This window comes from Tychonema sp. LEGE 06208, from assembly GCF_015207505.1.
Classification (GTDB): Bacteria; Cyanobacteriota; Cyanobacteriia; order Cyanobacteriales; family Microcoleaceae; genus Microcoleus.
Genome location: NZ_JADEWT010000148.1, coordinates 1 through 13809 on the forward strand (window position 1 = coordinate 1; position 13809 = coordinate 13809).

Consider the following 13809-nt stretch of genomic DNA (forward strand, 5'->3'; position numbering starts at 1 on the left):
CCCTCTCCCCCGTGCCCGCCCGTGGGGGATCGAAACCATTTATCAATGAACATTTCCACTTGTTCGGGATAGGCAAACTCCAGAGTGCGATAAGTATCAAAAGTATCCAACGCAGAACCGATCGCATCCCAGACATTCTGCCGACAACTTAGCACAATCCGCGCCCTTTGAACACAGCCGCCCGTCCTAATTTGCCGCTCAATTTCCGCCAAAGGATTCCCATCACCCGCAGCCATTTCATCCGCCCCATCCAACACCAACAAAACGATCTCGGCATTAAATTGTGCTACAAAATCATCTTTAATTTCCGCCGTCGTCTCAGCCTTCCCAACCCTCTTAATTGCCGCCAACAGCCAATTGTCAAATAAATAGGTTTCTAATTCCTTCCCCTGCAAATCTGCCAAGGATACCCAAATTACAATAGCCTCCGAAATGCCCGTCGCTACCCAATTCGCTATCTGCCGCAACAGCGTTGTTTTTCCCGCCCCCGGTTCCCCAATAATTCCTAACCGCTTTCCCTTGCTTTTCGGGCTACTTCCTTGCTGGATCACTTGTTCGAGAAACTCGCTATGTTCAAATGTCTGAGTAACTTCTTTTTCTCGATACAAATCCGAACCTTCCTCAGCCCCAAGATTCTCGCGTTTCTCAGTCACTTTGTGCCGTTCCACCAATCCCAACGGCACGTAAACATCATCTATTTGATAGTTGCCAAAAGTTAGCCGATTGCTGCTGAGTCGCTGCTGTTCTTTCTCGTCTAAAATCTCCTGGCAAATAGCCCGCCAGTCAATCGGCTGGTAAACAATCCGGCTTTTTTCCACAATCTCCTCAAGCCAAGCATACATCTCTTGGGTTGTGCGATCGATCCGCGTCAAAGTTTGCCCCGTAACAATCTGAAAAACCTTTTCATTTTCCTTGATTTCCTGAGCAAAGTATGCTGAAACCAAGGCGAATAAATCTTGCTCTAACTTAATTTTGTATGGTGCGACATCGCAATTTTCTAGGGCAACTTCGAGCAGTTTTTGCTTGACTTCTGCTACCCGATTCTGCTTTAACTCGTCTGTCGCAGTCAGCAGCAATTCTATCTCATCTAAACTTGCGATGGGAATCCCAGACGGGACTGTTTCTTTCTCAACATTGGCTAAATCTAATTTTAGCTGTTCTAGCTTTCGTTTCAACCAATCAAAATCCCTGCGCCTATCTTGCAGCGAATAGCTAAAACTTTCTCGGTTAACGCTATTTTTGGGGTCGATTTCCTGTTTGCATTCTGAGGCGATTTGTTGTTGAGCTTTCAGGAAAGATGTTTTTAGGGATTTTTCTAAATCGTGATTGACAATTTTACCGTTTCGTGATGATTTTTTTATCCCCGTCACACAGAGGTGCTTTGCTGCATCGTTGGCTTGAGTCCCCAGGATGGCTTGCCAAACAACTGTGAAAAGCCCTCCCAATAGTAGCGCTGCATCTATCATTTGACGGTTCTCCTAATTTCCGGTTTGGAGCGGGTTAGTTTGATTGTAGGCGACTTTGGCTGCGATCGATTGATGGCACAGGTACGGATATTTGAGATTTTCCATGTTTGGTTAGGGATTTTCGCTCGCCGACGCACCCTAGGACTAAATATTCATAGAAATTCACGGTTTTTAGGAGTTTCCCTAACTAACAATTTATGGTAAAAATGGATCATCTCAAAAACCCGCACCACCGACAAGTAATTAAAATGTACGATTAATTAATTGGGTAAGATGTTGATATGAATTGATCGTGTGGTGGGGGCAAGTTTTTGGTATTTTACGTGGATTTGTGAGATGTCGCCGAGCCAGCCCCGACAAGTTTTTGGGATGTTTTTATGATAGGGAAACGGCACTGTAGATTCTTAATTTGGGGACTGTTGTTTATCCGATTTAAAACTGCTACAATCTCTACCAAATGCTCGATCGCCCAACAGCACCTATTTTTCCATGATTTCCACAAAATCTTCAATCATCACATCAAAGGTGCGAGCCAACTTGTAGACTGCCGCAAAATCAACCATCGCCATGCCCTGAGATCGGGCATAATTGCTAATCGTACTGTAGCCCACGCCCGATCGCTCCGCAACCTCCTTGAGCGTCCATCCCTTCTCGGCGGCCAACTCTCTAACCCGCAACCTGACTAAGCCTTTGCTCATATTCAGTATTTACAAAATTTTGGATTTAGTATATTGTATCAAAAGGCGATCGGTCAGTCAGTCGATTTGAGATTTTAGATTGATTTCACACAGGAATCTACGATCGGGAACAAGCATCTAAAATTTGGGGCTGTTAGCTGCGGGAGTGGGGGCTTGTATCCGTTTTGTGGCTGAGTCAGCGAAACTAAAGTCGATCGCCAGTTAAAATTAATTCCGACAGATAATTTCTGTCACTCGCACCTAACAGATAGATTTACCTACCACTAGGATATGTAGCTACAATGATATCAGACAATCAGTTAAGATCGTTAGCGATCGGCACATCAAAAATTATTCACAAATCGTCAGTCGTCAATCCGCGATCGAGATTTGTCACCGAAGAAACAGTAGCGCTTTTATTCAACATCACACCAGACCAAATTTACCGCATCGAATGCTGTCACAACATGGTGTACGTACACGCCAAAGGCCTCAGTAGATTCGTCAGCTACGCCGATTTCCCCCCAATCTTAGAAGTAAAACCAGCCTGCGCTCAAGATTTTCTCGGATGGTACAAACGCTGGAAACGCACCCAAGCACCAGAATTTTGGACTAAATTTTATACGTACAACTTCAAAGCCGCTGTTTCAGTTGACAGCTTGCTGGAATGGGGTAAATTAGTCGCTACAGTTAAATCGGTAATTTCAGCCTCAGCACTGCAACAACTACGCGATGTTTACGCTCAAGAAAAAACATTAATGGAAAGTTTCTAAAGCAGTCGCGTCGAGTAAACCCGCGATTGTTCGCCACCTTTGATTTCTGTAGGGGCGGTGTCAAGAGTGCCCGCCCTCTTCTATTGTTCTCTTTCCGATCTTCGAGTAAATGTAAGGTGCGCTGCGGCACACCCTACAGGATTGAGATTATCCTCAAAACTCTTTCTTATCTTCCAATTCCCACATATTGGAAACCAGCCGCTTCTAAAACCTTCTTATCTAAGAAATTGCGGCCATCAATCATCACCGCATGATCCATCAACTTCGCCATTTTTTCATAATCTAAACTGCGAAACTGTTCCCAATCAGTCACCAACACCAAAGCATCGCAACCATCAGCCAATCTTTCGGGATCTGTTTCTACCAAAACTCCCGACAAACCGTGACGCATCCCAGTCTGAGAAACAATCGGATCGTAAGCTTTAACTTTCGCTCCCAATCGGTTCAAATTGTCGATTAAATTCAGCGAAGGAGCATCCCGCAAATCGTCAGTATCCGGCTTAAAAGTCAAACCCAAAAGTCCGACTGTTTTACCTTTAAGAATCTTCAAAACTTGCTGCAATTTCTCAATAGCAATCAACCGCTGGCGTTCGTTAACTTCCACCGCCGCCCTGAGCAAATGTGCCTCGTAGCCGTAATCCTCAGCAGTGTGAACTAAAGCTGAAACATCTTTGGGGAAACAAGAACCGCCCCAACCGATGCCGGCTTGCAGAAACTTGCCGCCAATTCGCGAATCTAAACCGATACCTTTGGCTACTTGGGTAACATCTGCACCGACGCGATCGCAAATATTAGCTACTTCATTAATAAAGCTAATTTTCGTCGCCAAAAAAGCATTAGCTGCGTACTTAATCATTTCTGCCGAACTGATATCTGTTGTCACGACAGGTACTGCCGCCAATGACTGATTTTCGGCAAACTTGCGATCGACAATCGGCTTGTACAACTCTAGCATCATATCAATAGCTCGCTGAGAGTTACTGCCGAGAACAATGCGATCGGGATTAAACGTATCGAAAACAGCGCAGCCCTCCCGCAAAAACTCTGGATTGCTAACCACATCAAATTGCACGCCAGTTTTTGCTGCTACTTCCTCACCAGTAGCCCCATCACCGCTTTGAGGTTTTTGACGTTCAGCCAAACCATCTAATACAATCCTCCGCACCCAATCCCCCGAACCGATGGGCACCGTGGATTTGTTGACAAGCACTTTGTAATCGCCGTCGAGGTGAGCTCCAATGCCGCGCGCAACAGCTTCTACGTAGCGAGTATCGCTTTCCCCCGTAGGCAAAGGAGGGGTTCCCACGGCAATGAATAAAATGTCTCCGTGAGCCACTCCTGCTGCTAAATCTGAAGTAAATTCTAGATTTCCCGATTGAGAGGCAGAGTGCATTAATTCAGACAGTCCGGGCTCAAAAATTGGCGACTGTCCCGACTTCATTAATTTAACTTTTTCTTCGTTGTTGTCTACGCAAATAACGTGATGTCCGATGTGTGCTAAGCAAGTGCCGGTAACTAAGCCGACGTATCCTGTACCGATGACGCAAACACGCATATAAATGTCCTCAAAGTTAGTGAATTAATCAGATGAAATTAGTCATTAGTCATTAGTCATTAGTCATTAGTCATTAGTCATTAGTCATTAGTCATTAGTCATTAGTCATTAGTCATTAGTCATTAGTCATTAGTCATTGGTAGAGTCCTCAATTATTAATTGCGAACAACTTGTAGGGGTAGTGCCCCCGTGCCTACCCTCTGCCTATCTGTTGGTTTCCCTCGATGCGATCGCGAAAATCTTTCACAGTCAATTCTAAACCTCGATCCAGGGGCACGGTTGGCTCCCACCCCAACCAAGTTTTAGCACGAGTAATATCTGGTTGTCGCTGTTTTGGATCGTCTTCTGGCAGAGGTTTGAAGATAATTTCTGCCCCTGGGTTAATCATATTTTGAATTTTTTGTGCCAACTCCAAGATAGTGTATTCGCCTGGATTCCCTAAATTCATCGGCCCAATTTTGTCGCTATTCATCAAGCGAATGAATCCTTCTACCAAATCAGAAACGTAGCAAAAACTCCGGGTTTGGGAACCGTCGCCATAAACAGTCAGCGGCTGATTTCGTAAAGCTTGAGCAATAAAATTGCTGACAACTCTGCCGTCATTTTCCAACATCCGGGGGCCGTAGGTATTGAAGATTCGCACAACTCGAATGTCTACCCCATTTTGACGGTGGTAATCAAAAGATAAGGTTTCAGCTACTCGTTTCCCTTCGTCGTAACAACTGCGAATTCCGATACAATTAACGTTGCCGCGATATTCTTCTGTTTGGGGATGTACGTCAGGATCTCCGTACACTTCGGATGTGGAAGCGAGAAAGAATCTTGCTTTTACCCGTTTGGCCAATCCCAACATATTCATCGTGCCGATGACGTTTGTTTTAATTGTCTTGACAGGATTGTACTGATAGTGTATGGGGGAAGCTGGACAGGCGAGATGGTAAATCTGATCTACCTCTAACCGAATTGGTTCGGTGATGTCGTGGCGGATCAGCTCAAAGTAGGGGTTATCCAGCCATTTGAGGATATTGCGTTTAGTCCCGGTGTAAAAGTTATCCAGGCAGACTACTTCGTGTCCTTGGGCCATTAAGCGATCGATTAGGTGGGAACCGAGGAAACCCGCACCGCCTGTGACTAAAATTCTCATTGTGGAAACTGCCGTTCTGTTTAGGGGGTAGGACTGTGGTAAAAAAATTCAGTCGATCGAATGAAACTTGCTAACAGAATAACAAAATTGCGATCGCCTATGTAAACACTTATGCGTCTCTTTCATCAAATCTTTAATTAACTTAGCATTTTCAAATATATTGAACAAAGTGCTATAATTCGCAAATGTCAGCTAGCAATTTTTATTAAAGCTTCAATATTTCCGGGAAAATACTGTTGACAATAATTCAGTTTTAAGTTATTGATTATTGGTTGTTTGTTATGCGATCGCTTCTGTGTGTAGTTATCTAAGGAGTTACGCATAAATACCCAAAAAACCGGGTTTTTGACGATTGTTAAAGGGTCAAATGAAGTATTTCCGTAAACAACCGGGTTTCTCAAGGCTAAAAAGCAGTGTCGCTGTCGGCTCTTGGTGGAATCTCAGCAGCAGTTAAAGTCACGATTTTACCGTCACGCCAGATTCTAATTGATTGTCCTAGTCTGCGATGTTTTTCCATTGCTTGAGCGATGGCTGCTTTGACACCTGCGTCAATGCGATGGGAGCATCTGGTGTTTGGCAAAAAGCATTTTTTTTTATTGAGCGTGCGAGCGTCCCCGCTTGTGTATTGTACAACTCGCGAGCTCTTAAGCTCGCACTATAAATTCAAAACTGAGATGCTCCCGTTGGGAACAGGCCCGACGGCCTGTCCCCAACAAAATACCTACATACAAACTACGAATCGCGATCGAGCTTCAGCACAGCCATAAAAGCCTCCTGCGGCACATCCACAGTACCAACAGACTTCATCCGCTTCTTACCCTTCGCCTGCTTTTGCAGCAGCTTCTTCTTCCGCGAAATATCACCGCCGTAACACTTCGCCAACACATCCTTCCGCAAAGCCGGAATATGTTCCGAAGCAATCACCTTAGCACCAATAGTTGCTTGAATGGGCACCTTAAACTGATGGCGAGGAATCAACTCCTTGAGTTTTTCCGTCAAACCGCGGCCCACATTGTAAGCCTTATCTCGGTGCACAATCATCGCCAAAGCATCAACCGGATCGCCATTAATTAAAATGTCCAATTTCACCAACGGATTTTCGCGATAACCGATGAGGTGATACTCCATACTCGCATAACCGCGCGATCGCGATTTCATCTGATCGAAAAAGTCCGTCACCACCTCCGCCAAAGGCAACTCATAAACCAGCGTAGTCCGCCCCTGACTCAGATACTTCATATCCATAAAAATGCCCCGCCGATTTTGAGACAACTCCATCAGCGTCCCCACATAGTTTTCCGGCGACAGCATTTCTACCCGCACATAAGGTTCCTCAATCTTCTCCCGATACTGAGGATCTGGCAAGTGACTCGGATTGTCAATTGTTAACACTTCTCCTTTAATTGTTGTGACTTGATAAACCACAGAAGGAGCCGTAACAATCAAATCCAAATTGTATTCTCTCTCCAGTCTTTCCTGCACAATTTCCATGTGCAGCAAACCCAAGAAACCGCAGCGAAAACCAAATCCCATCGCGCTTGAAGTTTCCGGTTCGTAGGAAAGCGCCGCATCGTTGAGTTCGAGTTTTTCTAAAGCTTCCCGCAAGTCGGGAAATTGGTCAGCATCGATCGGGAACAAGCCGCAAAAAACCATCGGCTTAGCCTCCGTATAACCCGGCCAAGGCTCCGGTGCAGGCTTCTTGACCAAAGTAATCGTATCGCCGACGCGAGCATCAGCTACTGCCTTAATTGCCGCACCCAGATAACCAACTTCCCCCGCGTGCAGTTCGTCTACTTGAACTTGAGTCGGTGAAAGGATTCCTAATTCATCAATGACATATTCCTTCCCCGAAACCATCAACAAAACCCGATCGCCCTTTTTAACACTTCCGTCCATCACCCGGAAATACACAATTACCCCGCGATAAGCATCGTAATAACTGTCAAAAATTAGCGCCCTCAGCGGTTTATCAACAGTATCCTGCGGCGGCGGCACCTTTTCGACGATCGCCTCCAAAATCTCATCAATACCAATTCCTTCCTTAGCAGAAGCCTCAATCGCCCCGCTACAGTCCAGACCGATAATTTCTTCAATTTCCCCTTTTACCCGTTCCGGTTCCGCCCCCGGCAGGTCAATTTTATTTAAAACCGGAATAATTTCCAAATTATTTCCCAAGGCAAGGTAGACATTTGCCAAGGTTTGTGCTTCTACGCCTTGAGATGCGTCAACCACCAGCAGCGCCCCTTCGCAAGCAGCCAGCGATCGCGAAACCTCATAGGAGAAGTCTACGTGTCCGGGAGTGTCGATCAGATTGAGCACGTACTCCTGACCGTCCTTGGCAGTATAATTCATCCGAGCCGCTTGCAGCTTGATCGTAATGCCGCGTTCGCGTTCGAGATCCATATTGTCTAAAAACTGCTCCTTCATCTGCCGTGCCTGCACAGTCCCAGTTTGCTGCAACAGGCGATCGGCCAAAGTGGATTTTCCGTGGTCGATGTGAGCAATAATCGAAAAATTACGAATGCGAGATACAGGAACGTTAGTCATAAAACCTATCGGCAAAATATTGACTTTTGTTGTATTGTACAGAAAGCTGTTGAACGGTTGGGGAAAAGCCGATCGCCAACATCCCCTCTCAAACCTCCAATCCAGTCAGGTTGCTCTACTCCCGGGCCTTCGCCACCTCAAAAACATTGGTGAGAACAAGCTGGCGGTTGACAACAACCAGATAATTTGGTCAAATTATGGAAGCGGGACGGTCAGGGTGTACAAAATACAGGTTTTGATCCGCTGCGAATCTCTACTAGGAGTAACGCATCACTTCCTTCAAAACACTTCCTTCACAACAAAAAAGCGTAAATTCCTAGAAGGAATTGAAACTTAAGAATTAAAACTAGGATTTTTTAACTATGAGCGAGTCAAGTATATCCTCCCACAGTTCATCAGAAAAAGTGGAACTGTCCATCCATATCGATCCTGAACTGCTAGACCAAATTAAGCACTTGACCAATGACCCCAACAAAGTAATTGAAACAGCAATCAAGCAGTGGCTCAGAGGCGAACGCCGCGAAGACGATCGCGCTATGAGCTTGCGCCGCAACCCCCCAATCCCGCCCCGCGGTGAGTGGAACGACTGAGTTTCTCTCGCCCGAGACAGCGCCCGCAAATCTGCTGGCTGTGAAATTAGATCTCGCCCGCCCAAAATCAGGCTTCGAGAACCGGCAGATTTTGCCGCGAAAGCTAGAGGTTTTTCCGAACTCGCGCCGGCCAACTCACAACCTCGGAAGTTTTCTTTTTTATGAAGCAAAAAATGCGCGATCGATTCCCCGGCTTGATTTGTTCGCACCCTCAAATTTTGGCGTAATTTTCCAACTATATCGTTAATCCGTGCGCGCTACTAATTCCTAAATCTTAATTTTTATAGTTGAATTACCCAAAACTGCCGATCGCAAATAATTTTGAGTTTTGAGTTGAGTTAGAAATAAAAAAATATTATTGGTAAACTCATTAATAATATCATGTCAGGTCTACGATCGCAACAAAAATGGTTCGTAGTACGTCTGGGAGTCCGTAACCAGAAAACGGACGGTCGTCCGCACTATGAACCAATTTTAGCTCGGTCAATCGACAGGACACGATATAACTCAAAACGCAATGGAATCAGCCTAAAAAATTTGTAAATTGTGAGTTGCCAGCTATGAATCATTAATTTAAAAACCAACATTTTTGTATTGGCTCGATATAGCAAACGCGCCCGAAAAATAGGAGGTTTTGCCATTACTAAAACACGATAGGAAGATTGCTTTTTCATTCTTCCTATCCGTTACATCCGTTAAATCCAAAACAAGCGAATTCATCTTCCATCTTCCGACTTCCATCGGACTGAAATCCCTGACATCCGTTACACAATCCGTTGCCGAACTTCCTTCTTTCTTCTTCCATAACTCACAACTTAACGATCGAAGCCCAAAACAATTTTGAGTCTTGAGTTTTAAACGATCGCCACCGCTCTGACGGTTAGGACATTCTCGCATTGCACTTTCCCCATGCGATCGATTGCAACAGAAGTCTGCCTTCTGCCTTCTGCTTCTTGCTATAAAAACTCAATACTCAAAAATCCGAATTACTTTTATCCCTAATCTGATGGACTCTAACACGGATTTCCGGCGATCGAGCCTCGCCTCTACAGCCTTTTTTGAAGAGTTAGGGGCAGAATTAGTATTTACCCAAGACGCAACGGGTCGATATCTATCTTTTTACTGGCAAAAAGCCGAACAGTACAACCTCAGTGCAGAACAAATTGTCGATCGCCCCCTCAGCGAAACCCTGCAACCAATCACCCCCGCACCTTATCTCGATCTGCTGCAGCGGGCGATCGAAACCCTTGTACCGCAACGGTTCAGCTATCCATTTTGTCACGCCGGACAATATTTTCTGTTCGATTTGACAGTCACTCCGGCGATCGACTCAAACGGTAAAGCTGCAAAAGTCTTAGTTATGGGAAGGCTGCTGTCTGACAAACCCGCAGAATTGTCGGCAGATGCCCCAGAATTCATCCCAGATCCAGCATTGTCATCTACCCCGGACGATCGCGAACAAATGCTGTATTCAGCGAATCGCATCGGTATCAGCCTCCCTTCCTACTCGGAAATCGACCGCAAAATTATCTCCGAAATCGCTAAAAATCTGCATAAAACTCTCGATCTAGAGACGATTTTGCAGCAAATAGCTAACAGTTTTGGTCAAATTTTAAATGCAAGTCGCTGCATCATCTGCTCCTCCCACAAACAAAGTGAAATAATCGAATTTTCGCCATACATAGCCTCAGAAAATCAACACAATTTTCCAGTCTGTACCCCCGAATTACAAGAATTAATTGCCAGCGATTGCTCGCCCCCGCTTTCGAGAAATCAAATCGACAGTCTCCAATCGAAAACTTTTAAAGTAGTAGCTGAGTACCGGCAAGAACCTTACTCTTCGATGCTCGGATTAGAACTCCGCGCCGCCGAACAGCCTGGGTGGATTCAAACTTTAGCCACTTTAAAACCCGTAGCAGTCGATTACGCCTCCCCCGTCGCCGATCCGTTCGATCGCCATTCCGCGCTCGTAGCAGCTACTTCCTATGAAGAACAACCCAATGCCCTGATATGTTTGCACCGCTGCGGCAGTTCCCCTTCTTGGAGTCCAATCGAGCTCGAATTCGCCCGCGAGTTAGTCGCTCAAGTCGGCAGCGCGATCGCCCACGCTACACTTTACCAAGAATTAGAACAAGCCCGCGCCGAAGCCGTCGCTCTTTCTCAACTTAAAAGTCAATTTCTTGCCAATACTTCCCACGAACTCCGCACGCCCCTCAACGGCATCCTCGGCTTCCTGAAACTGCTTCTAGACGGCATGGCCGATGACCCCGAAGAAGCACACCAATTTATCGAAGAAGCTTATCGATCGGCCTTACACTTATTCAATGTGATTAACGATATTTTGGATATCGCTAAAATCGAAGCCGGCAAAATGGAGTTAGACTTCGCTCCCGTCAAACTCGGCGAACTGTTGCAGCAAGTTGAGAATTTTACACAAGTTCAAGTGCAGCAAAAGCGATTGCAATTTCAAATTCAAATCCCCGCAGCCGAGGACGAAATTGTGGTATACGGCAACTACCAACGCCTGCTTCAGGTAATATTGAATCTCAGCGGCAACGCAATTAAATTTACCCGAGAAGGGGGAATTCGCATCAGTGTCGAAGTTATCAAAAAAAAGGTAACTTTTTACAACCAGCAGTTTCCCGGAATGGTGAAAATCCGAGTTGCTGATACTGGAATTGGGGTTTCTCTCGACAAACAAGATAAATTATTTGAGTCGTTTTTTCAAGTGGACGGCGATCGCACCAGGCAATACGGCGGCACTGGTTTAGGATTGGCTATTTCTCAAAGACTAATAGAAGCAATGGGGGGTAAAGTAAATTTTTACAGTATGGGGGAAGGACTAGGTTCGACTGTTACTTTTACTGTGCCGCTTTATCAAGAACCACTCTTTAAAAATTAACTAGGGGCAATCGGCACATTGAAGGAAGAAAGAAGTTCAGCGTAATCGAAGTATACAATATTTAACGGAGGTAATCGATAGGAAGAATCAGGAATAAGCAAGAAGGATTTATAGTCTTGGATACAAAACCTTTATCTGTAGGATAGGCAATAGCAAACTTACGGATATTTAACAAGTTTCAAGGATGGATCTTGAGGGAATTAAGAATCAGGAATCAGGAATAGGAAATAAGTAAAATATAGCTATTCGTGCATGGTTTATATCAAATCATCTCTTCATCGGAATAGTAAATTCACTGTGAACAGTGAACAGTGAACATCATGTATGAGTACAACCGGAATTAATATTACTTCCGTCTCGTCAATAAAAGTTATCGATATTAGGTGATTTTATCGCACACAAACTATATTGCCAACAGCAGTATTAATTTTTACTTTATCCGCAGTCAAACTCCCTCATCTCAAATCCTCTTTTCATCGGAATAGTAAATTCACAGTCAACAGTCAAGAGTCAACAGTCAAGAGTTAACAGTCAACAGTTAACAGTCAACAGTTAACAGTTAACAGTTAACATCATAACGAGTGCAACCGGAATTGATATCGTTTGGTGTTTTGGACTCAGATCGATCGCCCCCGTCGATGAGGGGTCTCACCCAGAATTTCCATCACCCGAATCCGATGGGTACGGCTCAAAGCTCCTCTGTGTCAGCCTCCATGAGGATTTACACAGCCGAATATACCCCTCAAATAGCCCACCTTACAAAAACTTAATGTCAACCTATAGGACTGATTAAGGTTGCCAATCCTCTAATGCAAACGACCATCGAGAAAACTTGGCACTCCAAATTGTATGTGAGAATCATAAAGACCCTGTAAAGCAACTGAGACTAGGTAGTAATCTTTAACTGCCTGTGTCAAAATTTGAGTGTAATTACGTAAGTCCCAAGTAGGACAGCCGGAGTCGGGCAAATTCAGTAAATTCCTGCTCTATGGGTGCAGTGGTAAACTGGTTGCTAGTCTGGTACAAAAAGGGTTGCTATGAATCAGCAAATATCAGCTCAATCGCAAAAACTTTTACTCCAAATTGGCAGAAAGATTCGTCGAAGCTTGGATCTCGATACTATTTGGCAGCAAACAGTTAACAGTCTGGGACAAACACTAGGCGTCAGCCGTTGCATCATGTGTCCCTACCCAAATTCTAGCCTGCAAGTCAAAGTAGCTACTGAATACTGTCAAGAACCATTTCTACCCATGCTGGGAATGGAAATCTCGCTGACGTCAGCACCTCATTTCATTCAATCTCTAGCCACCCTCGAACCGGTGGTAATAGAGTCCTTTAAACAATACTTCGGACAGTTTTGGAAGAGGGACGCGAGGCTCGCCTAGCTACAAAAGTTATTGGAATCTGAATCAAAAATCAAAAAAAAGGCAATTTTTAGGTTAAGCTCAAAAAACACACGAACTTAAAAAACTGCCTCATGAATATTCTTGAATCTATTTTACAACAAATACCCGATATTAGTCAAGCTCAAAAGAAGTTTATGGGGATTTTATTTTCCACCATATTGCTTGTTTATGACAAGGTTAATTTTACCAATCTGAGTCGTTATAGCTGTTTGAGTGAAAAAACCTATCGTCGCCACTTTTTCAAAAGCTTTGATTTTCCCGCATTTAATAAATTATTTCTCAATAAAGCCTTAGATCGTCAGCGAACACTTATTGCCGTTATCGATTGTTCTTTTATCCCCAAAAGTGGTACAAAAACTGAAGGCAAAGCTAGTTTTTCTAATGGTGTAGCTGGCAGACCTGAAGAGGGATTAGAAATTTCTGTAATTTCTGTGGTCGAAGTTGAAACTCATTTATCTTATAGCCTAAGTGTACAACAAATGCCCTTGCGTCCGACCACAGAACTACCGAAAAATCCCCTAACTGCTCAAGTCAAAAATAATTCAAAAAAACTTGGCAAAAAACAGAAGTTATTAAGCTTAACGCCTGAAATAACAAGAGTTGATGACTATGCTCAACCTTTAAAAAAAACTCGTTCTTTGTTGCCAGATTCTGTCCGTTACTTGGTAGCTGATGGTTATTATTGTCGCTTAAAATTCTGGAATGCTGTACGGGATGCAGATTTAAATTTGATTAGCAAATTAAGGATT

General features: G+C 44.4%; 12 protein-coding genes and 1 pseudogene. 6 read left to right on the plus strand and 7 right to left on the minus strand.

The annotated features are described in order from the left end of the window. Nucleotides 1-1466, minus strand: a 1466-nt coding sequence (locus tag IQ263_RS25570) for an NACHT domain-containing protein (RefSeq protein ID WP_194070912.1), incomplete at its 3' end; no start/stop codon positions are given. 479 nt (nt 1467-1945) lie between these two features. After that, nucleotides 1946-2164: a helix-turn-helix domain-containing protein gene (locus IQ263_RS25575; RefSeq protein ID WP_194070913.1), complete on the minus strand. Its 219-nt coding sequence runs from the start codon at nt 2162-2164 to the stop codon at nt 1946-1948. Nucleotides 2165-2445: 281 nt separating this feature from the next. Here IQ263_RS25575 and IQ263_RS25580 point away from each other — a divergent pair, with 281 nt between their 5' ends. Continuing rightward, nucleotides 2446-2916 carry a hypothetical protein gene (locus IQ263_RS25580; protein ID WP_194011320.1) on the plus strand — a complete coding sequence of 157 codons (471 nt, stop codon included), beginning with the start codon at nt 2446-2448 and terminating at the stop codon, nt 2914-2916. A 166-nt stretch (nt 2917-3082) separates the two neighbouring features. On the opposite strand, the gene IQ263_RS25585 is transcribed toward IQ263_RS25580, so the two are convergent. From IQ263_RS25585 to lepA, 4 genes are all read right to left on the minus strand, one after another. Beyond that, a complete protein-coding gene (locus IQ263_RS25585) occupies nt 3083-4471 on the minus strand; it encodes a UDP-glucose dehydrogenase family protein (protein WP_194070914.1) in 1389 nt (462 codons plus the stop codon). A 193-nt stretch (nt 4472-4664) separates the two neighbouring features. Beyond that, nucleotides 4665-5615: a UDP-glucuronic acid decarboxylase family protein gene (locus IQ263_RS25590; RefSeq protein ID WP_194070915.1), complete on the minus strand. Its 951-nt coding sequence runs from the start codon at nt 5613-5615 to the stop codon at nt 4665-4667. A 403-nt stretch (nt 5616-6018) separates the two neighbouring features. Then, nucleotides 6019-6195, minus strand: coding sequence for a hypothetical protein (locus IQ263_RS25595; RefSeq protein WP_194070916.1), 177 nt, complete (start codon nt 6193-6195; stop codon nt 6019-6021). A 152-nt stretch (nt 6196-6347) separates the two neighbouring features. Next, complete coding sequence (gene lepA / locus IQ263_RS25600; RefSeq protein WP_194070917.1) at nt 6348-8162, minus strand: translation elongation factor 4; 1815 nt, start codon at nt 8160-8162, stop codon at nt 6348-6350. Nucleotides 8163-8181: 19 nt separating this feature from the next. Here lepA and IQ263_RS25605 point away from each other — a divergent pair, with 19 nt between their 5' ends. Both IQ263_RS25605 and IQ263_RS25610 read left to right on the plus strand, forming a co-directional pair. Further along, the gene (locus IQ263_RS25605; RefSeq protein WP_194070918.1) at nt 8182-8499 is read left to right on the plus strand and encodes a hypothetical protein; all 318 of its coding nucleotides are present in this window, start codon (nt 8182-8184) and stop codon (nt 8497-8499) included. 25 nt (nt 8500-8524) lie between these two features. Further along, the gene (locus IQ263_RS25610) at nt 8525-8752 is read left to right on the plus strand and encodes a hypothetical protein (RefSeq protein ID WP_194011332.1); all 228 of its coding nucleotides are present in this window, start codon (nt 8525-8527) and stop codon (nt 8750-8752) included. Between the two features lie 573 nt (nt 8753-9325). Here IQ263_RS25610 and IQ263_RS25615 read toward each other — a convergent pair. Then, nucleotides 9326-9649, minus strand: coding sequence for a hypothetical protein (locus IQ263_RS25615; RefSeq protein WP_194070919.1), 324 nt, complete (start codon nt 9647-9649; stop codon nt 9326-9328). Between the two features lie 109 nt (nt 9650-9758). Here IQ263_RS25615 and IQ263_RS25620 point away from each other — a divergent pair, with 109 nt between their 5' ends. From IQ263_RS25620 to IQ263_RS25630, 3 genes and pseudogenes are all read left to right on the plus strand, one after another. Further along, nucleotides 9759-11654, plus strand: coding sequence for an ATP-binding protein (locus IQ263_RS25620; RefSeq protein ID WP_194070920.1), 1896 nt, complete (start codon nt 9759-9761; stop codon nt 11652-11654). Between the two features lie 1037 nt (nt 11655-12691). Beyond that, nucleotides 12692-13039: a GAF domain-containing protein gene (locus IQ263_RS25625; RefSeq protein ID WP_228050361.1), complete on the plus strand. Its 348-nt coding sequence runs from the start codon at nt 12692-12694 to the stop codon at nt 13037-13039. Between the two features lie 92 nt (nt 13040-13131). Beyond that, nucleotides 13132-13809, plus strand: a pseudogene (locus IQ263_RS25630) (transposase); the annotation flags it as partial.

Excerpts from the sequence above, each read along its gene's own strand:
- IQ263_RS25615 (WP_194070919.1), bottom strand. The coding sequence starts at position 9,649 with ATGCGAGAATGTCCTAACCGTCAGAGCGGTGGCGATCGTTTAAAACTC.
- IQ263_RS25580 (WP_194011320.1), top strand. The coding sequence starts at position 2,446 with ATGATATCAGACAATCAGTTAAGATCGTTAGCGATCGGCACATCAAAA.
- IQ263_RS25610 (WP_194011332.1), top strand. The coding sequence starts at position 8,525 with ATGAGCGAGTCAAGTATATCCTCCCACAGTTCATCAGAAAAAGTGGAA.
- IQ263_RS25575 (WP_194070913.1), bottom strand. The coding sequence starts at position 2,164 with ATGAGCAAAGGCTTAGTCAGGTTGCGGGTTAGAGAGTTGGCCGCCGAG.
- IQ263_RS25620 (WP_194070920.1), top strand. The coding sequence starts at position 9,759 with ATGGACTCTAACACGGATTTCCGGCGATCGAGCCTCGCCTCTACAGCC.
- IQ263_RS25585 (WP_194070914.1), bottom strand. The coding sequence starts at position 4,471 with ATGCGTGTTTGCGTCATCGGTACAGGATACGTCGGCTTAGTTACCGGC.
- IQ263_RS25625 (WP_228050361.1), top strand. The coding sequence starts at position 12,692 with ATGAATCAGCAAATATCAGCTCAATCGCAAAAACTTTTACTCCAAATT.
- lepA (WP_194070917.1), bottom strand. The coding sequence starts at position 8,162 with ATGACTAACGTTCCTGTATCTCGCATTCGTAATTTTTCGATTATTGCT.
- IQ263_RS25590 (WP_194070915.1), bottom strand. The coding sequence starts at position 5,615 with ATGAGAATTTTAGTCACAGGCGGTGCGGGTTTCCTCGGTTCCCACCTA.